This window comes from Psychrobacter piechaudii, from assembly GCF_900162825.1.
GTDB classification, from domain to species: domain Bacteria; phylum Pseudomonadota; class Gammaproteobacteria; order Pseudomonadales; family Moraxellaceae; genus Psychrobacter; species Psychrobacter piechaudii.
The window spans coordinates 1-26763 of sequence record NZ_FUGE01000102.1 but is presented as its reverse complement, the minus strand read 5'-3'; the positions used below and the strand labels follow the sequence as shown (position 1 = coordinate 26763).

Here is a 26763-nt window from a genome sequence, read left to right as displayed (position 1 = left end):
TATGGTATACAACAGTATTAATTATAAATTTTCGAGTACATTTTCTTGCAAAAACAATAATTTAACTAAGTGTTGGTCGCCAACGCCTTAGCATAAAGGCGTAAGCTTTAGCATCGAATCTATATGCTCTAAGTCATTTTTATACTTATTTATATTAAGAAATATATTTAGAGTGCTGTAGCTTTACAGTACGGCTAGGTATGAATTTAGCCAGTTAGCAACTCCTTAACTTATCCGTCTCGTGTCCGTTTTAGGCCTTCGAACTGTGGTAATGAATTAAGATTTGACTGCTTGTAAAGTTGGTCTGACTTTTTATTCCATTACTCTATAAATCGCTGAGCCTTAAAAACGCAACCACGAGTGTCAACCGCAAAAGGACGCCCGCTGTGAAAAGCAACCGACCGATTAATCTGCCACTTAGCCAAGTGATAAGCGTTAACAGTTCACCGACGGCCAGAGCTTCGATTTTACATCGTATCTCAGGAATTATTCTTTTCATCTTAATTCCAGTGATGCTGTGGCTTTTGCAAACTTCTTTATATTCTCCTCAACACTTTGACGCTGTTTTTGACAACATGGTGCTACGCTTTATTGCGTGGATCTTTGTTGCCGCGACTGCTTACCACTTTGTTATGGGTATCAAACATTTATTTGCCGACATGGGCTTCAATGAAGACCTTCAGTCTGGTAGAACAGCGTCAATTGTGAGCTTTGTTATTGCCGCTATATTGATAGTGCTGTCATTTATATGGGTGATGTTCTAATGAGAAATGATTCTGGAATTAAAAGTGCGACAGGGCTAACTGGCTCAGGTTCGCGCGATTGGATTATGCAGCGTATTAGCGCTGTTGTATTAGCCGTATACTCAGTTGTCATGGTAGGCTTTTTCTTGTTCAATGGTGATCTTCACTATGATCAGTGGCGCGACTTCATGATGAGTATGCCAATGCGTTTGTTAAGCTTATTGGCAGTCGTTGCCTTAGCAGTACACGCTTGGGTAGGTATGTGGACGGTATTCACCGACTATATCAAATCTACTGGCTTACGCATCGTGCTACAGGCTGCTATGATTATCGCAATTTTGGTATACCTATTCTGGGGCGTCATGATTTTTTGGGGCCGCGGTATTATGTAATTAACTAAAGCATTCTTTAGTTAATTACATGAACCAAACCAATTTAGATTAAAGCGAGCCTGTCTGGTAATGTGAGGCTATATCGTAACTGAGTTTTAATTGAAGTTACCTTATAGCACCCATCGCCAGCTAATATGACGACTAACGTATTCATTAGGAAAACGTAATGGCAACTAGACAAGACAATACAATTAGCAATATTAAAACCCTAAATTACGACTCTGTTATCGTTGGCGGTGGCGGCTCAGGTATGCGTGCAGCTCTGCAATTAGCAGAAGGCGGCATGAACGTAGCTGTCATTACCAAAGTATTCCCAACCCGTTCGCACACTGTTGCGGCTCAAGGGGGAATTGGAGCTAGTTTAGGTAACATGAGTGATGATAACTGGCACTTCCACTTCTATGACACCGTAAAAGGGTCAGACTGGTTGGGTGACCAAGACGCTATCGAATTTATGTGCCGCGAAGCACCAAAAGTAGTGTATGAGCTTGAGCACATGGGTATGCCGTTTGACCGTAACCCAGACGGAACTATCTATCAGCGTCCATTCGGTGGTCACACTTCAAACTATGGTGAAAAAGCGGTACAACGTGCTTGTGCTGCCGCTGACCGTACTGGCCACGCGCTACTACACACGCTATACCAAAAGAACTTAGAAGCGGGTACTGAATTCTTTATCGAGTGGATCGCACTTGACCTTATTAAAGATGAAAAAGGCGACATCAATGGCGTAGTGGCTATTGACCAAGAAACCGGTACTGTGGCCGTATTCCAAGCCACCAACACTATATTAGCAACAGGTGGTGCAGGTCGTATTTTCGCCGCTTCTACCAACGCTTACATTAACACTGGTGACGGCCTAGGTATGGCAGTACGTGCTGGTATTCCATTACAAGATATGGAGTTCTGGCAGTTCCACCCAACGGGTGTATTCGGTGCTGGTGTACTACTAACCGAAGGGTGCCGTGGTGAAGGCGCTATCTTACGTAACAAAGATGGTGAAGCTTTCATGGAGCGTTACGCGCCAACAGTTAAAGACTTGGCTCCTCGTGACCTAGTATCACGTTCAATGGACCAAGAGATCAAAGAAGGCCGTGGTTGTGGTCCAAATGGTGACCATATCGTGATGGACATGACTCACTTAGGTGTGGACACCATCATGAAGCGTCTGCCTTCAGTATTTGAGATTGGTAAAAACTTTGCTAACGTTGATATTACCAAAGAGCCAATCCCAGTTATTCCAACCATTCACTATATGATGGGCGGTATCCCAACCACGATTAACGGTCAGGTTATTGTTCCAGATTTAGAAGGTCCAGTAGACGAAGAAGGTCTATACACTGAAGGTAAGATCGTTAAAGGTCTATATGCCATTGGTGAGTGTGCTTGTGTGAGTGTTCACGGTGCCAACCGTTTAGGTACTAACTCACTACTTGACTTGGTTGTATTCGGCCGTGCTGCAGGTAAGCATATCATTGATAATTTCAGCAGTTCTGACCACAACTATCATCCAATGAACCCTCGTGTTCTAGACTTCACTATGAACCGCTTGAATAAGCTACAGCAGTCTACTCAGGGTTATAATGCTCAAGACGTGGCGGATGAAATTCGTGCAACGATGCAGAAGCACGCCAGTGTATTCCGTACTCAAGCATTGATGGACGAAGGGGTTGAGAAGTTATTAGCGCTTCAAGAAAAAGTGGACAACATTCACTTAGCTGACAAATCGCAAGTGTTCAACACTGCGCGTATTGAAGCTTTAGAAGTTGCTAACCTTTATGAAGTAGCCAAAGCAACTATGCTTTCAGCTTCTAAGCGTCATGAGTGTCGTGGTGCCCATACCGTGCTTGACTATGAGCGTCCAGAAGATGATGCTGTTGCGCCAAACGGTCGTAACGACAACGAATGGATGAAGCACACTATTTGGTACTCTGAAGGCAATAAGATTATTTATAAGCCAGTTCGTAAAGTACCATTGACTGTTGATTACGTTGAGCCAAAAGTACGCGTTTACTAAGCCAAGCTTGATTAACGCAACCTATTTGAATTTAATTTTTTGAATTAGTAAAGCTGTGGAGCCTGACCCAAGTTGGGAGAATGTAAAGCAGCTTTACGCCGTGTGGAGTTAGCACTATGAGCCGAGGTACTCGCACCATTGAGATATACCGCTACGATCCTGATAAGGACGCAGCCCCTTACATGCAAACTTATACGATTGAGCTTTTAGACTCTGATCGTATGTTGCTTGACGTTTTACTACGTTTGAAAAAACAAGATGAAAGCATCACGTTTAGACGCTCTTGCCGTGAAGGTATTTGTGGTTCTGATGGTGTGAACATCAATGGTAAAAACGGCTTGGCATGTTTGGTTAACATGAACACCTTACCAGAGAAAATCACAGTACGTCCTCTACCAGGTCTGCCTGTGGTACGTGATTTGGTTGTGGACATGAACCAATTCTATGAGCAGTATGAAAAAGTTCATCCTTTCTTAATTAACGATCAGCCAGCACCGCCAACAGAGCGTCTACAGTCTCCTGAACAACGTGAGAAGCTAAACGGACTGTATGAGTGTATTTTATGTGCTTGCTGTTCAACCAGCTGCCCATCTTTCTGGTGGAACCCAGATAAGTTCTTAGGTCCTTCTGCTTTACTTCATGCTTATCGCTTTGTAGCAGATAGCCGTGATACAGATACTCAAGCACGTTTAGCCCGTATGGATGACCCATTCAGCTTATTCCGTTGCCGTGGTATTATGAACTGTGTAGCAGTTTGCCCTAAAGGCTTGAACCCAACGCGCGCGATTGGTCATCTACGTAACTTGTTACTAGAACAAGCCGGCTAATCCTTAATTAGTTGGTTTAGTTAATTAAGACTGTGATAATATTAATTTAGAAAAAAGGTATCACTATCGATTAGCAACCCTTTACGTGAATACCACAGACCTCTATTTGTTGATAGGGGTCTTTTTTTGTTAAAATTAGCAGTGCCCAAATGATGAACATTTAGTTTCTAAATACCTAGTATTAAACAAACAAAATCAGAGCCTTTTGGTTACAGGTTACCCTTACTTTGAGTGTTCAACTGTATTCTTATTTCATTTCGAGGTAGAATATGGCACAGGTTGAAGGTAATGAAAGCCACGATAAGAATCGGGGTTTAGTTAGAACAGAGTCGTACCTAAATGAGGTTAGCTATTTTGAATATGGGTGTTTTGATTGCGAATCTATTGATTGAAAGAGACGCTGTTTTGTAGTGGAACACCAAGATTTTAATTTCTCCTAGCGTGTACAAGGCTGATATTAGAAAGAGTTTAAAGGTAGTAATCGACTAAAATGTCCCCATAGTGGTTAATAAGTGCAGCAATAGCTAGGTTCGTGAGGTTAGCTGTCGGGTCACGGTGACTAGTGACTGTATAATAAATTAAGCCAATTAAGATTAGCAAAAAAGATCAAAGTGCTAAGCAGATTGCTTACTGAAATCTTAAAGTACCTAAGGCACCAGGTGGGTTTAAAAAACTAAGTTTCAAGCAACTAGCTTTGTAAATAATTATTTTTAGCCTATATTCCAAAGTGAAGCCTTAAAACTGGTTAATTGCACATGACTATCTTTTGGCATTAGAAATATTGGCCTATAAAAAATTGTATGGTCTAACTTTTGGCCAGGTGATGGTAAGTATCACGGATCATTGGGAAACATTACTCATTATCGATTGAGTAAACTGACTACAGACTTTAACAAGATTAATGATTTTAATTGATAAAATAAGTTACTGACACCAATAGCTTGATCTAAATACGTTTTATTTAAATTAAACCTTAATGTAAATAAGAAAAGACTATGAATACTATGACTAATGAAGATGCTTTAAAAGCAGCAAGTGCGACAGAACTTGCAGGCGACAACGCAACTTATATCGAGTCGCTATATGAGCAATACCTACAAGACCCAGACAGTGTAGATGCTGATTGGCAGGCTTACTTTAAAGAATATGAAACGGGTAATGATGCTTTGCACCATGCTATCCAGGATCAGTTCTTACTGTTGGCCCGCAATCAAACAGCCAATAAAGGTGGGGCAGCTCCCGCCGGTTCTGGCTCTGATACCAACTGCATGGATCCTCGTCAGATGGGCGTACAGAAATTAATTTCTGCTTACCGTCGTCGAGGTCACCGCCGTGCGAAGCTTGACCCATTACAGCTACAAGCCCGCGCTCCAGTAGAAGATTTAACTTTAGAATATCATGGCTTGTCTGAAGCAGATTTAGATACAGTTTTCCCAACCAGTGACTTTAATATCGGTAAGCCTGAAGCGACGCTTCGTGAAATTATTGAAGTGGCTGAGCGTATTTACTGTGGTCATATTGGCCTTGAGTATATGCATGTAACTACCAGCACTGAGAAGCGTTGGTTTGAAAACTACATGGAAACCAACTTAGGTTACATCAAGTTCGATAAAGAGAAGAAAAAAGAAATCCTTGAGCGTTTAACCGCTGCTGAAGGCTTAGAAAAATACTTAGCTCGTAAATATACTGGGGTTAAGCGTTTTGGTCTTGAAGGCGGTGAAAGCTTTATTCCAGCAGTGCATGAAATCATTCAGCGTGCGGGTGGCTACGGTACCAAAGAAATAGTTATGGGTATGGCTCACCGTGGTCGTCTAAACTTATTAGTGAACATTTTAGGTAAAAATCCAGCGGACTTATTTGATGAGTTCGATGGTAAAGTGATGCCTGAAAAAGGGTCAGGTGATGTTAAGTATCACAATGGTTATTCATCAAACGTTATGACACCAGGTGGTGAAGCTCACTTAGCCCTAGCGTTCAACCCCTCACATCTTGAAATTGTCTCACCAGTACTAGAAGGCTCAGTACGGGCACGTCAAGTTCGTCGTAACGATACCGATGGTAATTTAGTATTGCCGCTAGTAGTACATGGTGATGCCGCCATTGCCGCTCAGGGTGTGGTTCAAGAAACGTTCCAGATGTCACAGACTCGAGCTTATACCACAGGCGGTACGGTTCACATCGTTATCAACAACCAAGTGGGCTTTACCACAAGCCGTCAAGAAGACGCGCGCTCTACTGAATACTGTACTGACATTGCCAAGATGGTTCACGCCCCAATCATTCACGTTAATGGTGATGATCCTGAAGCGGTGGTATTCGCGGCACAAATGGCACTAGATTATCGTCACGAGTTCCATAAAGACATTGTAATCGATCTATTCTGCTACCGCCGTAACGGTCACAACGAAGCCGATGAGCCATCAGCCACTCAGCCGTTAATGTATGCCATCATCAAGAAGCTACCGACTACTCGTACTCAGTATGCACAAAGACTGTTGGCGGAAGGTGTGATCTCCGAAGGAGATGACAAGAGGCTTGATGACGAGTACCGTGAAGCGCTAGACAAAGGCGAATATGTAGCCAACTCGTTGGTACAAGAACCAAACGAAGAGCTTTATGTCGACTGGAGTCCGTACCTAGGTCATGAGTTAGAAGATGACTGGGATACTAGTGTGGATATCGAGAAACTAAAAGAATATGGTCGCCGTATGGCAGCCATGCCAGAAGGCTTTAAGCTACAGCGCCAAGTTCAAAAAATGGTTGAGCAGCGCTTAGCGATGCAAACCGGTGAAGAGCCCTTAAACTGGGGTGCAGCTGAGACTTTAGCTTATGCGTCACTAGTAGATGAAGGTTTTCTAGTTCGTATTACTGGTGAAGACGTGGGTCGTGGTACGTTCTCACACCGTCACTCTGAAATCTTCAACGTTGAAAATGGTGAGATGTATGTACCATTAGCACATTTGAATGATACTCAGGCCCGTTTCGCAACTTACAACTCATTGTTGTCAGAAGAAGCGGTATTGGCATTCGAATACGGTTACGCAACCACTGTGCCTAATGCCTTAATCATTTGGGAAGCTCAGTTCGGTGACTTTGTAAACGGTGCCCAAGTAGTTATCGACCAGTTCATCTCGAGTGGTGAAACTAAGTGGCAACGTGTATGTGGTTTAACTATGTTATTACCACACGGCTTTGAGGGTCAGGGTCCTGAGCATTCCTCCGCCCGTTTAGAGCGCTTCTTACAGCTATGTGCTGAAGACAACATGCAAGTAATCACCCCGACCACACCGGCTCAGATCTTCCATGCCTTACGTCGTCAAGCGGTACGTCCAATTCGTAAGCCATTGGTAGTGATGTCTCCAAAGAGCTTATTGCGTCATAAGCTGGCTACTTCAGAATTAGAAGAGCTGGCAAACGGTAAGTTTGAAACCGTTCTACCTGAGATTGATCAGTTAGATAATGATAAAGTAACTCGTATGGTAATGTGTGGAGGTAAGGTTTACTACGACTTGCTTGAGCAGCGCCGTGAACTGGGCCTAGACCATGTGGCTATTGTTCGTATTGAACAGTTATACCCACTGCCTGAAGAAAGAATGGTCGAAGAAGTGCAAAAATATGCCAACCTTGAAGAAATTGTATGGTGTCAAGAAGAACCATTAAACCAAGGCGCTTGGTACTATTTAGCCCCTCATATGTTCCGTATCTTTGGCCCACAAGGCGATCAGCCACGTGTTACTAAAGCACATATCGTTGAGCCTGTTGCCCGTCCTGCTTCTGCAGCACCTGCAACGGGTCTGCCGGCGATTCACGTTCGTCAGCAAAGAGAGCTGGTTGCTGGTGGCCTAGGTATCGAAGTAGATCAACTTAAATAAATCCTAATGAGGTCTAAGCGGCACATCAGTCGCTTAGACTTTCAGTGTTTGTCCAAACTGATTTTATCGAGTTTTATAATCCTAATTGGCTTTTAAATACTTAACCAACTTTTAACAATAGACAACTCTAATTCATAGCTAAAGACTGTAAAGTTAACCCTGAGGTTGTTTGTTGTGTGAATTAAAATAAGTCATTAATCATTTTATATTTATAACAGGAGCAGTTCCCATGGCAGAAATTAAAGCGCCCGTATTTCCAGAGTCAGTAGCTGACGGTACTATCGTTGAATGGCACGTAAGCGAAGGCGAACAAGTAAACCGTGATGACATCTTAGCTGAAATCGAAACCGATAAAGTGGTTTTAGAAGTAGTGGCTCCAGATGATGGTGTGGTTACTAAAATTGTTAAGCAAGTAGATGACATCGTACTTTCGGACGAGCTAATCGCTGAGTTTGAAGCTGGTGCTACTGGCACAACTGGCGGTGATGACGCTGCTGAAGAAAGCAAAGCAGAAGAGAAAGCTGAAGATAAAGCAGAAGCTAAGCCTGAAGCAAGCGCAGCTGACGAAGCAGAACACAAAGATCAAAGCCCAGCGGTTCGTAAAGCAGCGAAAGAGTCTGGTGTTGATCCAAAAAATGTTGAAGGTTCAGGCCGTGGTGGTCGTGTGACTAAGCAAGACATGGCTAACCCAACACTTAAAGCGGACAGCTCTATCAAGTCTGACAGTGGCCGCCCTGTAGCTGAATCAGTAGGTGAGCGTACTGAGAAGCGTGTTCCAATGACGCGTCTACGTAAGACTGTTGCGAACCGTCTGTTATCAGCGACTCAAGAAACCGCTATGTTAACCACGTTCAACGAAGTTAACATGAAGCCATTAATGGATCTTCGTGCTAAGTACAAAGATCAGTTCGAAAAACGCCATGGTACGCGTCTAGGCTTTATGTCATTGTTCGTTAAAGCCGCTACTGAAGCGCTAAAACGTTTCCCAGCTGTTAACGCTTCAATCGACGGTGATGACATCGTTTATCATGGTTACTATGACGTAGGTGTTGCGGTATCTTCAGACCGTGGTCTTGTGGTTCCTGTATTACGTGATACAGACCGTATGAGCATGGCAGATGTTGAAGCGGGTATTCGTGAGTTTGCTGGTAAAGCACGTGATGGTAAATTATCACTACAAGAAATGACTGGTGGTACTTTCACTATCACTAACGGTGGTGTATTTGGTTCACTCATGTCAACGCCAATCTTGAACCCACCACAAACAGCTATCCTAGGTATGCATGCGATCAACGATCGTCCTATGGCGGTTAATGGTCAAGTTGAAATTCTACCTATGATGTACCTAGCGCTATCTTATGACCACCGTATGATTGATGGTAAAGACGCGGTACAGTTCTTAGTAACGATCAAAGAGCTGATCGAAGATCCAGCAAGACTATTACTTGACCTATAGGGTCAACGGGCTTGTATCAGAGAGATTCTGGTACAAGCTTTTTCGTTATGGATTGATTGATTATTAAGTTATTTAGCACATAGTTTTTTTGAATATAGGCAAGCCTAAACAGCGAACCCTGTGCTAATTAGTCACATAAGAATAAATGAATAGGTCATTTCATAATTCAAACTATAAATAAAAGAGCTTGTAAAATTCTTTGATTAAAAGACGGAATATACTATGAAAGACAATTATGATTTAGTCGTTATTGGCGGTGGTCCAGGTGGTTATGAAGCCGCTATTCGTGCCGGTCAATTGGGTATGAGCGTTGCTTGTATCGAAAAACGCGTTTATAAAGGTGAGCCGGCATTGGGCGGTACTTGCTTAAACGTAGGTTGTATCCCATCAAAAGCGTTACTTGATTCATCACATCGTTATGAAGCCACTAAGCATGATCTAGAAGAGCATGGCATCACAACGGGTGACGTTGAAATCGACGTTGCTAAAATGATCGAGCGCAAAGAAGGTATCGTTAAGCAATTAACTGGCGGTGTTGCTATGCTTCTTAAAGGCAACGGCGTTGACTGGTTACAAGGCTGGGGTACTTTAGTTGACGGTAAAGGCGACGAGAAAAAAGTTAAGTTTACTGCTCTAGAAGATGAGTCAGAAACGGTTATCACTGCTAAAAACGTGATCTTAGCAGCCGGTTCTGTGCCTATCGATATCCCTGTTGCTCCAGTTAACAACGAAGAAGGTATTATCGTTGATTCAACAGGCGCTCTAGATTTCACTGAAACTCCTAAGCGTTTAGGCGTAATCGGTGCTGGTGTTATCGGTCTTGAGCTAGGTTCAGTATGGCGTCGTCTAGGTGCTGAAGTAGTGGTATATGAAGCCCTACCTGAGTTCTTAGCAGCTGCGGACAAAGACATCTCTAAAGAAGCGGGCAAACTGCTTAAGAAACAAGGTCTAGACATCCGTGTTGATACCAAAGTAACCAACGCTGAAGTTAAAGACGGCCAAGTGGTTGTGACCAGCGAAAAAGGTGGCGAGTCTTCTGAAGAGACTTTCGACAAGCTAATCGTTTGTGTGGGTCGCCGTGCTTACTCTGAAAAACTTCTAGGTGAAGATTCAGGTATCACTCTAACTGACCGTGGTTTGGTTGAAGTAGATGATCAGTGTAAGACTAACCTAGATGGCGTATACGCTATCGGTGACTTGGTACGTGGTCCAATGCTTGCTCACAAAGCAATGGAAGAGGGCATGATGGCCGTTGAGCGTATCCATGGTGAAAAAGCGCAAGTTAACTATGACACCATCATCAACGTCATCTATACTCACCCAGAAATTGCTTGGGTGGGCTTAACTGAGCAAGCGGCGAAAGAGCAAGGCTATGACGTTAAGACCGGGTCATTTAACCTAGCTGCTAACGGCCGTGCTTTGGCACAAAGTGAAGGTCAAGGCTCTATTAAAGTCGTTGCTGATGCCAAAACTGACCGCTTATTAGGTATGCACGCTATTTGTGCAGGCGCAGGCGATATCGTTCACCAAGGTATGATTGCTATGGAATTCGTTTCAAGCATTGAAGACCTACAGTTAATGACCTTTGCTCACCCAACTATCAGTGAAGCTGTTCATGAAGCAGCTCTTTCAGCTGATGGTCGTGCTATCCACGCAATCCAACGTAAAAAACGTAAATAAGAAACAGTTATAGACTTAGTGAAGTGCTAATCAGTATTGATATAAAAGTCTGTTACTAATTAAGTTGCTGACACTAGAAAGATTTAGGCATCTGGTGTCAGCTTTACCTGTTAAATAAAAAACTAAAGGATAACTTTATGAATTTACATGAGTATCAAGCAAAACTATTGCTAGAGAGCTACGGCTTACCAATCCAGAAAGGTATCATTGCATACTCTGGTGACGAAGCTGCAGAAGCTTTTGACAAAACGCCAACTGACGTTGCTGTAATTAAAGCACAGGTTCACGCTGGTGGCCGTGGTAAAGCAGGTGGTGTTAAGCTTGTTAAAACTCGTGAAGAAGCCAAAGAAATTGCTGATAGCCTAATTGGTACTAACTTAGTTACTTATCAAACAGACGCTGAAGGTCAGCCAGTAAACTTCGTACTAGTTGCAGAAGACATGTACCCAGTACAAACTGAGCTATACCTAGGTGCGGTAGTTGACCGCGCTACTCGTCGTGTAACTTTCATGGCTTCAACGGAAGGTGGTGTTGAGATTGAAAAAGTTGCAGAAGAAACACCAGAGAAAATCTTCAGCATCACAGTAGATCCTTTAGTAGGTTTATTGCCTTTCCAAGCTCGTGAAGTAGGTTTCAAACTAGGTCTAGAAGGCAAGCAAATCAACCAGTTCGTTAAACTAATGACTGGTGCTTATCAAGCATTCATCGAAAACGATTTCGATATGATTGAAATCAACCCACTAGCTGTTCGTGAAAACGGTGAATTGGCTTGTGTTGATGGCAAAATCGGTGTGGATTCGAACGCTTTATTCCGTCAGCCAAAAATCGCTGAATTGCATGACCCATCACAAGAAAACGAGCGTGAGCTTAAAGCGGCTGAATTTGACCTAAACTATGTTGCTCTAGAAGGTAACATTGGTTGTATGGTTAATGGTGCCGGTCTTGCTATGGCAACAATGGACATCATCAAACTATACGGCGGTAAGCCAGCTAACTTCCTAGACGTTGGTGGTGGTGCTACTAAAGATCGCGTTGTAGAAGCGTTCAAAATCATCTTAGAAGATGACAGCGTACAAGGCGTTCTAATCAACATCTTCGGTGGTATCGTACGTTGTGACATGATTGCTGAAGCAATTATTGCAGCGGTTAAAGAAGTGAATGTAACTGTACCTGTAGTGGTTCGCTTAGAAGGTAACAATGCTGAGTTAGGTGCTAAGCTACTGGATGAATCTGACGTTGAAATCATTTCAGCTCAAGGCTTATCAGACGCTGCGCAAAAAATTGTTGATGCTGTAAAAACTGCATAATCCCAAATAAGTGACCATAATTAGGAGTAAATAATGAGTGTATTAATTGATAAAGACACCAAAGTATTGGTGCAAGGTTTTACTGGTAAAAACGGTACTTTCCATTCAGAACAAGCTATCGAATACGGTACTAAAGTTGTTGGTGGTGTAACCCCAGGTAAAGGTGGTCAAACTCACCTAGGTCTGCCAGTATTCAACACTATGGCGGAAGCTATGGAAGCAACTAACGCTGATGCGTCAGTTATCTATGTTCCAGCTCCTTTCGTACTAGATTCAATCATCGAAGCGGTAGACGCAGGCGTTAAGCTAATTGTTGTGATCACTGAAGGTGTTCCAACTCTAGATATGCTAAAAGCAAAACGTTACATCGAGCAAGCTGGCGACGTGAAAATGGTTGGTCCAAACTGCCCAGGCGTTATCACTCCAGGCCAGTGCAAAATCGGTATTATGCCAGGCCACATCCACTTACCAGGTAAAGTGGGCATCATCTCACGTTCAGGTACTTTGACTTATGAAGCTGTGGCTCAAACCACTAAACTAGGCTTCGGTCAGTCAACTTGTATCGGTATTGGTGGTGACCCAATCCCAGGTATGAACCAAATCGATTGCTTGAAGATGTTTGAAGAAGATCCACAAACTGAAGCTATCGTACTAATCGGTGAAATCGGTGGTACTGCTGAAGAAGAAGCAGCCGCTTACATCAAAGATCATGTAACTAAGCCAGTTATCGGTTACATCGCTGGTGTTACTGCCCCTAAAGGTAAGCGTATGGGCCATGCTGGTGCGATTATCTCTGGTGGTAAAGGTACTGCTGAAGAAAAATTCAAAGCATTCGAAGAAGCGGGCATCGCGTATACTCGTGACCCATCTAAGATTGGTGAGACAGTTAAAGAAGTTACTGGTTGGTAATTTGCTTTATCTCTCAGACAGATTAACCCCTGTCTTTGAATGAAAAAGGGCATCCTTCGGGATGCTCTTTTTTTTGGCTTTATTTTTAGCTTTTGTTTTTTTTAGCTTGGGTGGATATCGTAATAATTGACCCTTGTTCACTGAATAAGGGCTAAAGTTTGCTACAATATGAGATGAACCTTATACCAAATATAAATTCTAAATTTATCAAAGTTGGATGCTTATGACCACTCAAGTTACTCATGCTGTTATCCCTGTTGCCGGCTTCGGTACCCGTATGTTGCCTTTATCAAAGTCTGTGCCCAAAGAGCTGTTACCACTAGGCAATCGTCCGGCCATTCATTACGTCATTGAAGAGGCCATTGCTGCAGGTATTAAGCACATTGTGTTGGTGGGTCATGCCCAAAAAAGCGCCATCGAGAACTACTTTGATGTCAATGCTGAGCTAGACAATCAGCTACGGGCTAAGGGTAAAGAGGAGCTTGCTGATAGCTTAAACTGGTTACCAGAGGATGTGTCAGTATCTATGATTCGTCAGGGCAAGCCCTTAGGCCTAGGCCATGCGGTATTAAAGGCGCGTCCTATCGTAGGCGACAATCCTTTTGCGGTATTGCTGCCTGACGTGGTGCTTAACCCATTCACTACCGATATGGACAAAGACAACCTGGCCTATATGATTCAGAGCTTTGAGCAAAGTAACCATTCTCAAATCTTAGTGAGTGCTGTGGCTGACGAAGACGTGCATAAATATGGTATTGCTAAGCTAAAAGAGGCCGATCAACTGGAACAATTATCTGATGATAAAAATGCCAACTTTGCAGTAGCAGGCTTTGTCGAAAAACCACAGTTAGCGGATGCGCCTTCTAACTTGGCCGTGGTGGGGCGTTATGTCTTTACCGCTTCTATTTTTGATTATTTAGCCGAGACAAAGCCTTCAGTGGGCGGTGAGATTCAGCTGACCGATGCCATTGATGCGCTAATCAGTACTCAAGGGGTAGATATCACCACTATGCTGGGCGAAAGCTTTGATGCAGGCGATATGACCAGCTATATGAAGGCCTTTATCTACTTTGCTGAGCAGCAGTTACAAGCCTAACCTTAGCCCTATCGAGTCCCTTTACTATGATGAACGCCAGCAGAAATAATTCTTTACCCACTCAATTGCCTGAGTGGCAACAGCTACAACAGTTAGCACAAAAGCCTTGGTCTTTAACGCAGCTATTTGATCAGCAGCAAGATAGAGCACAAAAGTTTAGCGTCCAGGCGGCAGGGGTTTATTTTGATTACTCCAAGCAGTTGTTAGATGAATCCGTCAAGAATCAACTGATTCAGTTAGCGGAAGCTTGTGGCTTGCAGCAAAGAATCCACAGCCTGTATCAAGGCGACAAGGTAAACAGTAGTGAGGATAGAGCGGCGCTACACACTGCCCTGCGTCTGCCAAAGACCGCCAACCTATCCCACCAAGGTGTAGATGTGGTGGCAGAGGTCCATGATAGCCTAGATAAAGCAGCAGACTTGGTGAGCCGAATCCGCAATGGTATCTGGCGCGGTTACTCGGGTAAAGCCATTACCGATGTGGTTAATATTGGGGTAGGTGGCTCAGATTTGGGCCCGGTTATGGCCAATACTGCGCTCGATGAGTGGGCAGACAGTGACATTGAAGTCCACTTTGTGTCTAATATGGATGGCACTCAATTGGGTAGCTTGTTGGAGCGCCTTAATCCAGAAACGACGTTATTTATCATCTCCTCTAAGTCCTTTGGTACTGTGGATACCTTATCTAACGCGGAGACGGCTCGAGCGTGGCTGCTGAGCACAGGAGCCAGTAAAACCACCTTACTGCGCCGACATTTTATTGGTATTTCTGCTAATCCTGAGAGAGTCAGTGCTTGGGGAATTGCCCCAGAGCACCAATTGAAGCTCTGGGACTGGGTTGGAGGCCGTTTCTCAATGTGGTCGGCCATTGGCTTAGCAGTGGCTATTCGCATCGGTACTGAGCGCTTCAATGAAATGCTGCAAGGCTCCTATGCGATGGATCAGCATTTTTTACATGCTGACTTTGATCAGAATTTACCGGTGTTATTGGGATTGATTGGGGTCTGGAACAGTACCTTTTTAGATATTAATGCCCATACCGTGCTACCTTATGATGGTCGTCTTAAATACTTTCCAAGCTACTTAACCCAGCTTGAAATGGAGAGTAATGGTAAGTCAGTGACCCATGACGGTCAGCCTGTAACCTATGCCACCTGCCCAATTTTATGGGGAGAAATTGGCTCTAATGCGCAGCATGCTTTTTATCAACTGCTGCATCAAGGCACCCAAAAAGTATCTTGTGATTTCATTGCCTGCGTCAATTATTATCAAGATTCTGAATCTAGTGAACTAAAGCGTCAACATGCTTTGTCGTTGGCCAACTGCTTGGCGCAAAGTCGCGTTCTAGCTTTTGGTAACGAGGCGCTTGCTGCTAAACCTGGGCAAGAAGTATCAGAATTGGACAAATTCAAACGCTATCGCGGCAATCAGCCATCGACCACTATTTTATTGGATGAGCTGACGCCAACTAGCTTTGGTGCCTTAATTGCTTTGTATGAACATAAAGTGTTTGTCATGGCCAGTCTTTGGGACATTAATCCATTTGATCAATGGGGTGTGGAGATGGGTAAAAAAGTGGCTGATGAAGTCTTTGCTCATATTCATTTAGTAAAACCTGAGTCAAGTGCAGCTGTAGAAGAACAAGCCACTTTTGACAGCTCTACTCAGGCTTTATTACAGCATATTAATAAACAAATTGAAGAAAAGTAAGCGTGAGCATTAACAATAATAAAGTTATGAAAAACAATAAAAAGGATGATATTTGATGAACATGCCCGCCTATGTTAAGACCAGTAAAAGCTCAGAAGACAACCCGTGCGTAATTGTGGGTCACTCAATTGATGCCATTACCACTGCTACAGTGATGGTGAGTTTGGGAAATAAGGTCAGCTTGTATACCAATCAACAACAGCTAGAACATACCTTGACCAACTATAAATTCGAGTATCAGCAGCAAGCTTTATGGCAGCTGTATCTAAACCAAAAAAATATCGTGGTACAGCCTATTCCAGAACAAGCGACTGAAGTATTTACTCAGCAAGTTGCGAGTTTATACTGGCTGTTTCATAGTGACTTGCCTGAGACTTGGTGTCAGAGTAGTGACAATAAGCCGGCTTGGGTAACTCAGATGAATGAAAGCCAAGTTCCCAGTCAAACTCCAGTGATCATAAGTGGTATTAGCACTTTGGGAGTTTTTGCCAATATTGCTGATTATTGTCAACGTCCTTGGGTTTATTACGTACCCTTTGTATTTTTACAAGACGGTAGCGCCTACCTTTCAATGCTTTCGCCTAAGCTATGGCTGATGGGAGAAAAGACAGCCGACTCAATAGATAAAGTGGCGATATTACAACCCTTAATTGCTCAAGCTCAGCGCAGTTATATCAGTGATATTGCGACTATCGAATTCTCGCGTAGTGCCATCATGAGTATGCTTGCCACTCGGGTTAGCTTTATGAACGAGTGGTCCAGACTCGCTGATCATCAAGGGGTAGATATTCAAGAAGTGGCTGACATTATGGGGTTAGACACTCGTATTGGTAGTAGCTACCTGAAGGCAGGGTGGGGCTTTGGTGGCACAACCTTGCCGGCTGAGATTAACGCATTACAGCAAACCTTGGCGCACACTCAAGTAGATCACCGTTTAATGCAAGCGGTGGATCTTATCAATAATGATCAAAAGGAGCTTATTTTCCGTAAATTTTGGCAGTATTTTGATGGGGCTATTGAGAATAAACAGGTCTCTATTTGGGGTGCAAGCTATAAATCAGGTTCAGGTCGCACCTCTGAAGCGGCTATTCACCCGTTATTAACTTTGCTGTGGTCTTATAACATTACCACTCAGGTTTATGCATCAGAGGCGAAAAGCGAGTTGGCAGGACTATATCCTGATCAGCCTTTATTGCAGTTCATTGAGAGTCCAACCGAGCAGTTGGCGGATTGTGATGCCTTATTTGTATTGTCATGGCCAGAGACCAAGCGTCTACCAATCAGTGCCCTTAATGAGGTGGTGATACCGGTATTTGATGCCCAAAATGCGTTTACTAAGGATCAAATACAGTCACTGACTGGTGATTATCAAGGTATTGGCCGCAGTAAGTAGGCAGTTTTTGTTTCAGGCTTTAGGGTGCAAGCAAAAAGCAAAAATCCCGTTAATCCAAAATTGGTTAACGGGATTTTTCAAGCCAGTTTTTAGTGAATAAAGCTTTACCTGACAACTTAAAAATCAGATCTAAGCAAGCTTAGCCCCTTGTGTGGCCAACCACTGCTTAATTTGGGCAGTTTTTTCAGTCAATAAAGCTTCATCACCCTTGGTCTCGATATTGAGACGAATTAAGGGTTCAGTGTTGGAGGCACGAATATTAAAACGCCACTGGCCAAAGTCTAGACTCAGCCCATCCAAAGTGTTTTTATCGGGGTTTTGCGTACTAAAGTAGTCTTCAATGGCGCTAATGATTTCATCGCTGCTGGCTTGGGTCAGTTTAAAGTTAATCTCGCCTGAGCTTGGGTAGGCGCTGATACGCTCATTGACCAATTGACCTAATGATTTGCCGGTGGTCGATAACAGCTCAATGGTTAGTAGCCAAGGAATCATACCGCTGTCGCAATAAAAGAAGTCACGGAAGTAGTGGTGAGCACTCATTTCACCGCCATAGACGGCTCCTGATTCACGCATGACTTGCTTAATAAAAGAGTGGCCTGATTTGCTAATCACTGCCTCACCATCACCCTCTGCGATAAGTGCTTCGGTGTTATAAAGCACGCGAGGGTCATAAACGATGGCCGCACCGGGATGCTTTTGTAAGAAGGCTTGGGCGAGCATCCCAACCACATAACTGCCTTCGACAAACTCACCTTGAGCATCAAATAAGAAGCAGCGATCAAAGTCGCCATCGAAGGCGATACCTAAGTCGGCTTTATTATCAATAACCGCTTGTTTGGTAGAGTCACGGTTGGCCAAAATCATAGGATTGGGGATGCCATTGGGGAAACTGCCATCTGGGGTGTGGTGTACTTTAATAATCTCAATGGGGGCATTTTTTTGTTGTAAACGCTGCTGTAACAGATCTACGGTCGGTCCAGCACTGCCATTACCTGAGTTAATGACAATCTTTAACGGTACTAGCTTATCGGTATCGATAAAGCTCATTAAGTGATCGACATAGGCAGTTTTATCAAACTTCTCTACTACTTTACCTAATTGATCAGAGGCAGCAAAGCTACCTTGTTCTGCCAAAGCTTGAATCTCTGCCAGACCAGAGTCCGCACTAATCGGCCTTGAACCTTCACGCACCAGTTTTAGCCCATTGTAATTGATGGGGTTGTGACTGGCGGTGACTTCAATACCACCTAACGCATTATAATGGCTGGTGGCAAAATACACCTCTTCGGTACCGGTCATGCCTAGATCAATCACATCAACGCCTGCATCAACAATACCGCGAATGGTCGCCTGCTTTAATGTTTCACTTGAGTCACGGATGTCGCAGCCGATAACAATGCTGTTCTCTAAGCTCTCATCACCTTCACTGTCCGCTTTTTGACAGGCTAAAATCTGAGCAAAAGCACGGCCGATACGATAAGCAATGTCTTCATCTAGATTAACGCCGAGCTCACCGCGAATGTCATAAGCTTTAAAGGAAGTAATGGGGCGATGGGTTAAAGTATCATTATTTTTATTAAGAGTGTCAGAAATACTAGGTGTGGTCATGTGCAGCCTTTTTTGTAAAATCGATTAGCAATAAAAAATATTAAATAATCAGCGATAAAATAGCTAAAACTCTTAAGCCATAAACAAGCTTGGATGTCGGGGCTAACTATAGCCAAACACATCTCTTGAGTAAACCTTAGCTTTGACATCAGATAACTCATCGTGCCAGCGGTTGGCAACAATCAAGTCGTTTTGCTGTTTAAAGCGGTCTAACTCATTAATCACCTGGCAACCTTCAAAGCTGTCGGTGTCTAAAGCCGGCTCATAGATAGTGATACTCATACCATGCTGCTTGAGGGTATTAATTACGTCAAGCACTGCCGAATCTCTAAAATTGTCAGCATCTTTTTTCATGCTTAGTCGATAAATCCCTACTTGATTGGGGTTTTTATCAATAATTTGACGGGCGATAAAGCGCTTACGCGTATTATTGGCATCGACCACAGCATGGATTAAGTTGGCGGGAATACCGGCGTAATTGGCTTTAAGTTGCTGTGTATCTTTAGGGAGGCAATAGCCGCCATAACCAAATGACGGGTTGTTATAATGCTGACCAATACGGGGATCTAAGCCAACGCCTGTAATAATTGATTGGCTGTTTAACTCATGCTTCTCAGCAAAGCTGTCTAATTCATTAAAAAAAGCAATTCGGGTAGCCAGATAGCTGTTGGCAAATAGCTTCACCGCTTCAGCTTCAGTCGGTGGCATCATAAGGGTCGCCACCTCAGGTGTTAGGCTGGCTTGTTGATATAAGCGCATTAAGGCCGTTGCTAAGGCTTGCTGCTTGGTTGCGCCAACAATGATACGTGACGGATATAAGTTGTCATACAGGGCTTGGCCTTCACGTAAAAACTCCGGCATAAATAGAATTTGGCTGTCAAATTGCTGACGCATGCTGTCGGTAAAGCCAATGGGAATGGTCGACTTAATGACGATGGGCACAATAGCGTTTTGCTCTCGGACCGCAGCAATACTAGCTTCAACCGAGGAGGTATCAAATTTTCCTGAAGCCACATCATAGTTAGTCGGGGTGGCAATAATTACTAGATCACTATTTTGATAAATGCCCTGATTATCTATCACTGATTCTGATTGCGACGTGGCGGTTAAATTAAGCGGTTTATTGGCCAGATAATCACAAATCTCAGTGTCTTGTAGCGGAGATTTATTTTGTTGTAACAGCTCTATCTTATTTTGGTCGATGTCAAACAGCGTGACTTGGGTATTTAGATGTTTCTGGGCCAATAAAACGGCATTGGATAAGCCCACGTAGCCTGCGCCAATAACCACAATGTTGGTTAAAGAGGGTAAAGTATCGTGGTTAGGTGAAGTATCATTTGAAGTTATGTTTGTTGCATTATCCAGAGGAGCAGGGTGAATTATTTTATCGGTCATGTCTTTTTTCTTCTTATTTAAAAAGTGTATTACTGAGCTGTTATTATGAAGTTTACTATATGCTGATGAAACCGTAATTACAATTGTAAAATGATACACTTCAGGTATCACACTCAAAGTAGTAGCTAGCTTAACTATATCTATATACAGTAATTTTTAATTTTACAAAGGTAATAGGGCCATGTCTCAATCACCAAAATCCGCACCAACCAGCGCATTAAACTATTCATCAAACGATGCATCAATAACAGCACCAGCCCCAGTGACCGGAACTCCAGAGCCCAGCTCTGATATGAGCGACTTATTGGCTTTGATGGCCAGACTGCGGGCCGACTGTCCTTGGGATATTAAGCAGACCAATCACAGCTTGATTCCTTATGCGATAGAAGAAGCATACGAGCTCGCTGAAGCGATTCAAGAGGGCGATATTGAAGACATCAAAGGCGAGCTTGGCGATGTACTATTACAAGTGATTTTTCATTGTCAAATCTATGCCGAGCAGCATCAGTTTGATTTGGGCGATGTGATTTATGTCCTGCAAAGTAAACTGATTCGCCGTCATCCGCATGTGTTTGAAGCTGATAAGCTGCCTGATGAAGCCGCAGTAAAAAAACGTTGGGATGAGATTAAGGCTATAGAAAATGCCGAGCGAGAGCGTCGCGGTAAGCCCAAACGCAGTTTAGATGCTGTTAAAGCCGGTAGTGCGCTGATGCAGGCGCAAAGCTTACAACAAGCCGCTAGTAAGCTGGGCTTTGATTGGGAAGGAGTGGCCGGCGCGATAGAGAAGCTAGAGGAGGAAATCGCCGAATTAAAGCAAATCTTGCCCCAAGCCGGCGAGAAGGTAGATGCCACTCAGAAACAGGAGCTGGAAAAAGAGCTTGGCGATTGTATCTTTGGCTTAGTGAATGTGGCACGCAAGCTGAACCTAGATGCCGAAGCGGCCACCTTGACCTGCGTGCATAAGTTTCGCTCACGCTTTGGTTTCATAGAAGCAGAATTGGCGAAGCAAGGTAAAACGGCTGAAGAAAGTAGCTTAGAGGAAATGGATGCATTGTGGGAGCTGGCCAAACAGCATGAATAATCCCATTAGAGCAGTAGTTCTCGGGATATTATTGATACTTCAGTTAGTCTTAACCTCAAATGCTTGGGCGCAGCAATGCTTTGCCGATGCAAATCAAGCCTATACGTATTTAATAAATCAGCAGCAGAATAAACAACTGGTTAAGCAAAGTGGGGTTATTAATTTAAATACTGCAGCTGAGGGCGAATTAACACAATTAAAAGGCATCGGTAGCAGTAAGGCGCAGCAGATCATGTTATATAGAGAGGCCTTTGGGCCATTTGCTTCTATTGATGAGCTGACAAAAGTGAAAGGCATTGGTGATAGAACTGTGGCCAAAAATAGAGCTCGGATGAGTGTGGAGTAGTCATAGGCTGCGCCAGTACCAAAAGCGGATTACTGACAAACTACTTGCAAAATCTCATCGTCAGCGGCTAAAGGTTGCCATTGCAGCTGTTTAAAAGTAGCGGCAGACAAAGGGGCTTTGGTGGTTAAGCTGGTGATGGCAGGTTGTTGGCAGTTGACCAGCTGTGGAATGATTTTGGTGCTAATGCGTCTTTCAAACAAGTAGATATTACTGCGTCTAATATCTGCTGTGGTCGGATTAATATCAGAGCCAAGCGGCTCGCCTGCCTCAACCGCCATAAAGCGAATTACTTGCGGTTTTAGGTAGCTCCAAGGGCGATACCAAGCCTGTCCTTCAACTGTCTTTACCACTTTTACTTGTTCAGGTAGCCTGTCTATCTGCTGCTGTTGCCAATTGTATTCTTGATGAATTTGAAAGCCTAAAATGCCGATCGCTGCAAAAATGGGAATGAGCCATTTTGGGGCCTGTTTGCCCGCAAACTTAGTAAGATGGCGGATAATCATGGCGATACCAGCCATACCAAAGCCTGCAGTTATCGTGGCAATAAATTCATAAATCATGGGCAGGAGTCCGAGGTCAGTGAGTCAAAAAATGGCTAGTATTAATAAACAAAAGATGAATAAGCCGCTTAAGTGACCTATTCATCTTTTTGGGTAACTCAGTGGGTGGGCCACTGAGTTATTTTGCAGTTAAGAAAAATAGACGGTCATTCTTTTAATATCAATGATCAATAGCTGCCCCAGCACCGCGAGGAGAGCGGACGCTTTCAACCAGTTGCTGAATATGTACTGGAGGAGCTTCAGTCATTGAAGACACCAAGAAGGCTAAGATAAAGTTAATTAGAGCACCAACGGCACCAAACGACATTGGCGAGATGCCAAATAACCAGTACTCAGCGGTATCAGGGAAGTTGGCAGTATCTGGGATAAAGAACCAACCTTTATACACAAAGATATAGACCAAAGTAGTGATTAAACCGGCTAACATGCCTACGATAGCCCCATAGTTATTAATGCGTTTTGAGAAAATACCCATCATTAACGCAGGGAACAGCGAAGCACCAGCGATACCAAAGGCCAGAGCCACCACTTGCGCCGCAAAACCTGGTGGATTAATGCCTAAGTAGGTCGCAACTACAATAGCAACTGCCATTGAGATACGGGCTACCAATAGCTCACCTTTATCAGTAATATCAGGATTAAAGTTACGCTTGACTAAGTCATGGCTGATGGCAGAAGAGATGGCCAATAGCAGACCTGCTGCGGTAGATAAAGCCGCGGCCAAGCCGCCTGCTGCAATTAAACCAATGACCCAAGGTGGTAAATTGGCAATCTCAGGGTTGGCCAGTACCATGATGTCATTGTTCACATCTAGCTCGTTACCTGCCCAGCCTGCATTAGTAAATTTACCTTCGAGCTCTGCAGCATGCGCCACTTTCGCTTCTTCAACAGCAGCTGTAGCAGCGGCAACATCGCCCCCTTCATTTTGAGCAGTAGCCAACGCTACTTGCGCTGCACCTAAGCCACTATCACTATACATTTGGATACGACCATCGCCGTTTAAGTCATTATATTTGATAAGACCTGTTTCTTCCCAAGTCTGCATCCAACTTGGACGATCTTCATAACGTAGGGCAGGGGCATCCGCACCTTGAGGATAAACAGTATTCATAAGGTTTAAGCGGGCCATAGCGCCCACAGCAGGCGCGGTAAAATATAGCAGGGCAATAAATACCAATGCCCAACCTGCAGACCAGCGCGCATCCGCTACTTTAGGGACCGTAAAGAAGCGAATGATAACGTGCGGTAGACCGGCAGTACCAATCATTAACGATAAGGTGAATAGCACCATATTTAATTTATTAGGCACATCAGCAGTATAAGCCGTAAATCCTAAATCGGTAACTACTTGGTCAAGCTTAGTAAGTAATGGGATACCCGATTCAGTATGGGTTGAGAACATCCCTAAGCCTGGGATAGGGTTGCCGGTTAATTCAAGAGAGATGAATACGGCAGGAATGGTATAAGCAATAATTAGGACCACATACTGAGCAACCTGAGTATAGGTAATACCTTTCATACCGCCCAATACGGCATAGAAGAAGACCACCACAGCGGCAATCATCAGCCCCGTGGTATTGTCTACTTCTAAAAAGCGTGAGAAGGCCACACCAGCGCCTGTCATCTGACCGATAACATACGTAGTAGAGGCAATAATTAAACAGGCCACAGCGACTAAAGCTGCACCCTTAGAATAGAAGCGATCGCCGATGAAATCTGGCACTGTGTACTTACCAAATTTACGTAAGTAAGGCGCTAGTAACATAGCCAAAAGAACATAGCCACCAGTCCAGCCCATTAGATAGGTGGAAGCTCCATAACCGCCAGCGGCCAACATTCCTGCCATGGAGATAAAAGAGGCGGCACTCATCCAGTCAGCACCAGTTGCCATACCGTTTAATACGGGGTGAACACCACCCCCAGCCACGTAGAATTCTTTGGTAGAGCCAGCTCTAGCCCAAATAGCGATAGCAAAGTAGAGTAGAAAAGAGGCTCCAACAAATAAAATATTAATGGTGAATTGACTCATAATCTACTCCTCATCTAAGCCGTATTGTTTATCTAGCTTATTCATACGCCAAGCGTAGAAGAAGATCAAAATAATAAAGGTAATAATTGAGCCTTGTTGGGCAAACCAGAAACCAAGATCAGCACCACCGAAGGTTATGCCTGACAATAAAGGACGGAATAAAATACCCATACCATAAGAGCAAAAAGCCCAGATAAATAGACAGATGAGGATCAAACGGATGTTGGCTTTCCAGTAGCCTGAAGAATCTTGTGAGGGACTCATAAGACAAACTCCTTTTGTCAATGAAAGGGGGAGGGAGCCCCCTTAAGGGAAAACTGCTTCCTGCAGTTGCAAAATATAGTGTAAGGATTGTGTCAACAACCCTTTTAAAGTAACCGAGATCGTATCAAAATAGTTACTGCTTGTTTTTTAGTTTACAGCCGTCATATAGAGATAGCAATAATTATTTTAACAGAACTTGGAAGAAATCCACTATGAATAGAGGCATAGGTATCTACACGAATTTGCTAGCAGACTATTGACAGCATACTTTTTGAAGCACGGCCCAAAGATCAGTCAAATAGCTGTTTGAACTGTGCTTGTAAGTAATAAGATTCTTGTTCTTGAATCATGACTTCTATTTCTTGCTTTAGTGCCTTAAGGCTTTTCAACTTGGCTCGGGTTTCATCTAACTTGACTGCTTGTGCTTTGATTTCATCAATCCACTCTTGGAGTTTTTTCGGATTTTTAGCACATTTTTTCAAACGCTTAATAGCATAATCAGTTAATACCGTTTCATCTTTTAGCTCAATAAACTCCACTTTGAGTTTGGTGAGTTGCTGATTGAGAGCATTAATAAGGCGAGCTTCATCAAGCTCCGAGAAAGCATTAAACTGATTGTCTCCAACATGAGTCATATATAACTGAATGATAGTAACAATATCCCCTGTTGCTTTTGCATGACTTAATTCTGCCATAATAGCTTGATTTCGTTCTCGTACAGTGTCATTACTTTGTTTGTCAGGGTGTAAGGCTTTAGCTGTACGACGAAACATTTGATTGAACCACTTTCTAAAATCAGAGTCGGCGTCAGCAGTTGAATGGTTATTGATAATAGGTTTTTCTTCATCAATACTACCCTCATTTTGTTCAAAAAACTGAGCTTCACTAAAACCTTCAAGTATATGGGTTATATTCTCAAAATCCCAGCCCTCTTCTGGTGTGGGAACTGGTCCTCCATACATGTCTTCAACCAAGGTTTTAAAGGTGTTTTGCATATGCTGTTCGAATTCTTCGGACTCCTCATCAGATAGTTTGTACTTGATGACTTTTTGAGTAGCATTTGAAGCTTTTAATTGTAGCTGCATTCCTATATCAGGGCTGATATCCATTACATCTTCAAGTAGATCTCCTATCCAATCAATTATAAACGTTCGTTGCCAATCACTAATGGTCTTACGTTCAAAAAGCTCTATTAATCGTGTAATGAGAGAGACCAAAGAAGGTAATAAATATTCTACTTTTGTAGGAGCAATCGCTTGGTGGTATAACCCTAGGTGGCTATCCATTTTGGAAATATAGTCTTGATTACGCTGTTTTTGCTTTAATATTTTCTCCCATAATTGGTTTATTTTGTGTTTTTGGGAATTAGTGTCAGTGGATTTTAGCAACGAGTTACTGGTTAGTGATGTGCTAGAACTCTGCTTTAATGAGGTTTTCTTGTCTTTAGAAGTATTGTTTTTAAGATTTTTTGAGTTTTTCATGGCATTCCTTTTGTGTTAGTGATGATATAATCGACGATTTTATCATGAGTTGCCCAAAAACCGGATATAAGGCGACAACAACTGTCATTTATTGTTGATATTCCACTTTCAACTCTTTGTAACTTGCCAAAAATAAAGGCTTAGGAAGATTCGAACTGATAAGATGAATTCTTAAGCCTTCTATAATCAATGGGTTAGGGAAAAGAATTGAGATTCGGGTTATCACCAGTCGCCGTAAAACCACCCACTTCAGGGGGTGGATATAAGGCGACACACACTGTCGTAAGAAGCCGTTAAAGGGTTGTAAGCTAAAATTAATCTTGCCATACTGAATATATGAAAACACTCAAGCTACGCATTAAAGACAAACACATAAAAGAGCTGAATCGTCTAAGCGGTTCGGTAAACTTCGTGTGGAACTATGTCAATGCGTTAAGTTTTGAGCATCTAAAACGTACCGGTAAGTTTTTTAGTGCTTATGATCTAAGTGAGTACACCAAAGGTAGCGGTGAGTATTTAGGATTACACAGTCAGACCTTACAGGCTATCAATGAGACACACGCTAAATCACGTAAACAATTTAAAAAAGCCAAACTTA

Annotated in this window: 20 protein-coding genes and 1 pseudogene; 15 read left to right on the top strand and 6 right to left on the bottom strand. The window is 43.2% G+C overall.

Translation table 11 applies throughout. The annotated features are described in order from the left end of the window. The first annotated feature begins 386 nt into the window (after positions 1-386). The 12 genes from sdhC (at position 387) to A1019T_RS04890 (ending at position 17401) form a co-directional block, all read left to right on the top strand. A complete protein-coding gene (sdhC, locus tag A1019T_RS04945) occupies positions 387-764 on the top strand; it encodes a succinate dehydrogenase, cytochrome b556 subunit (protein WP_077450682.1) in 378 nt (125 codons plus the stop codon). Between the two features lie 17 nt (positions 765-781). Further along, the gene (sdhD, locus tag A1019T_RS04940; RefSeq protein WP_208608034.1) at positions 782-1135 is read left to right on the top strand and encodes a succinate dehydrogenase, hydrophobic membrane anchor protein; all 354 of its coding nucleotides are present in this window, start codon (positions 782-784) and stop codon (positions 1133-1135) included. Positions 1136-1301: 166 nt separating this feature from the next. Further along, positions 1302-3152, top strand: a complete 1851-nt coding sequence (gene sdhA, locus A1019T_RS04935) for a succinate dehydrogenase flavoprotein subunit (protein ID WP_077450680.1) — start codon at positions 1302-1304, stop codon at positions 3150-3152. A gap of 116 nt (positions 3153-3268) precedes the next feature. Continuing rightward, positions 3269-3979 carry a succinate dehydrogenase iron-sulfur subunit gene (locus tag A1019T_RS04930; RefSeq protein WP_077450679.1) on the top strand — a complete coding sequence of 237 codons (711 nt, stop codon included), beginning with the start codon at positions 3269-3271 and terminating at the stop codon, positions 3977-3979. 1004 nt (positions 3980-4983) lie between these two features. Then, complete coding sequence (locus A1019T_RS04925) at positions 4984-7851, top strand: 2-oxoglutarate dehydrogenase E1 component (protein ID WP_425271928.1); 2868 nt, start codon at positions 4984-4986, stop codon at positions 7849-7851. 229 nt (positions 7852-8080) lie between these two features. Continuing rightward, positions 8081-9307: a 2-oxoglutarate dehydrogenase complex dihydrolipoyllysine-residue succinyltransferase gene (odhB, locus tag A1019T_RS04920; protein WP_077450677.1), complete on the top strand. Its 1227-nt coding sequence runs from the start codon at positions 8081-8083 to the stop codon at positions 9305-9307. A gap of 222 nt (positions 9308-9529) precedes the next feature. Beyond that, positions 9530-10987, top strand: coding sequence for a dihydrolipoyl dehydrogenase (gene lpdA, locus A1019T_RS04915; RefSeq protein WP_077447769.1), 1458 nt, complete (start codon positions 9530-9532; stop codon positions 10985-10987). A 137-nt stretch (positions 10988-11124) separates the two neighbouring features. Then, a complete protein-coding gene (gene sucC, locus A1019T_RS04910; protein ID WP_077450676.1) occupies positions 11125-12294 on the top strand; it encodes an ADP-forming succinate--CoA ligase subunit beta in 1170 nt (389 codons plus the stop codon). A 33-nt stretch (positions 12295-12327) separates the two neighbouring features. Then, a complete protein-coding gene (gene sucD, locus A1019T_RS04905; RefSeq protein WP_077447771.1) occupies positions 12328-13203 on the top strand; it encodes a succinate--CoA ligase subunit alpha in 876 nt (291 codons plus the stop codon). 217 nt (positions 13204-13420) lie between these two features. Then, positions 13421-14299, top strand: coding sequence for a UTP--glucose-1-phosphate uridylyltransferase (locus A1019T_RS04900; RefSeq protein ID WP_077450675.1), 879 nt, complete (start codon positions 13421-13423; stop codon positions 14297-14299). Between the two features lie 29 nt (positions 14300-14328). After that, positions 14329-16008, top strand: a complete 1680-nt coding sequence (gene pgi, locus A1019T_RS04895; protein WP_077450696.1) for a glucose-6-phosphate isomerase — start codon at positions 14329-14331, stop codon at positions 16006-16008. Positions 16009-16063: 55 nt separating this feature from the next. Further along, the gene (locus tag A1019T_RS04890) at positions 16064-17401 is read left to right on the top strand and encodes a UDP-glucose/GDP-mannose dehydrogenase family protein (protein WP_077450674.1); all 1338 of its coding nucleotides are present in this window, start codon (positions 16064-16066) and stop codon (positions 17399-17401) included. Positions 17402-17530: 129 nt separating this feature from the next. Here A1019T_RS04890 and A1019T_RS04885 read toward each other — a convergent pair whose 3' ends face one another. Together A1019T_RS04885 and A1019T_RS04880 are read right to left on the bottom strand one after the other, a co-directional pair. Then, positions 17531-19009, bottom strand: a complete 1479-nt coding sequence (locus tag A1019T_RS04885; RefSeq protein WP_077450673.1) for a phosphohexomutase domain-containing protein — start codon at positions 19007-19009, stop codon at positions 17531-17533. A gap of 102 nt (positions 19010-19111) precedes the next feature. After that, positions 19112-20404, bottom strand: coding sequence for a nucleotide sugar dehydrogenase (locus A1019T_RS04880; protein WP_244156542.1), 1293 nt, complete (start codon positions 20402-20404; stop codon positions 19112-19114). A 292-nt stretch (positions 20405-20696) separates the two neighbouring features. Here A1019T_RS04880 and mazG point away from each other — a divergent pair, with 292 nt between their 5' ends. Continuing rightward, entirely contained in the window at positions 20697-21485 is a 789-nt protein-coding gene (gene mazG, locus A1019T_RS04875; protein WP_208608033.1) for a nucleoside triphosphate pyrophosphohydrolase, read from the top strand. Continuing rightward, entirely contained in the window at positions 21478-21831 is a 354-nt protein-coding gene (locus A1019T_RS04870; protein ID WP_341864623.1) for a ComEA family DNA-binding protein, read from the top strand. The genes mazG and A1019T_RS04870 overlap by 8 nt, the downstream gene beginning before the upstream one ends. A gap of 29 nt (positions 21832-21860) precedes the next feature. Here the strand turns inward: A1019T_RS04870 and A1019T_RS04865 are convergent, their stop codons facing one another. The 4 genes from A1019T_RS04865 to A1019T_RS04850 form a co-directional block, all read right to left on the bottom strand. Beyond that, positions 21861-22391 carry a hypothetical protein gene (locus A1019T_RS04865; RefSeq protein ID WP_077450671.1) on the bottom strand — a complete coding sequence of 177 codons (531 nt, stop codon included), beginning with the start codon at positions 22389-22391 and terminating at the stop codon, positions 21861-21863. A 160-nt stretch (positions 22392-22551) separates the two neighbouring features. Further along, on the bottom strand, positions 22552-24420 hold the full coding sequence (locus A1019T_RS04860) for a sodium:solute symporter family protein (protein ID WP_077450670.1): 1869 nt from the start codon (positions 24418-24420) through the stop codon (positions 22552-22554). Positions 24421-24423: 3 nt separating this feature from the next. After that, positions 24424-24684 (bottom strand): DUF4212 domain-containing protein, encoded by a 261-nt coding sequence (locus A1019T_RS04855; protein ID WP_077447780.1) that lies wholly within the window; start codon positions 24682-24684, stop codon positions 24424-24426. 290 nt (positions 24685-24974) lie between these two features. Continuing rightward, positions 24975-26165, bottom strand: a complete 1191-nt coding sequence (locus tag A1019T_RS04850; RefSeq protein WP_077447781.1) for a hypothetical protein — start codon at positions 26163-26165, stop codon at positions 24975-24977. A gap of 336 nt (positions 26166-26501) precedes the next feature. On the opposite strand from A1019T_RS04850, the pseudogene A1019T_RS04845 reads away from it, so the two are divergent. Next, positions 26502-26763 (top strand): annotated as a pseudogene (locus A1019T_RS04845) (RNA-guided endonuclease InsQ/TnpB family protein); the annotation flags it as partial.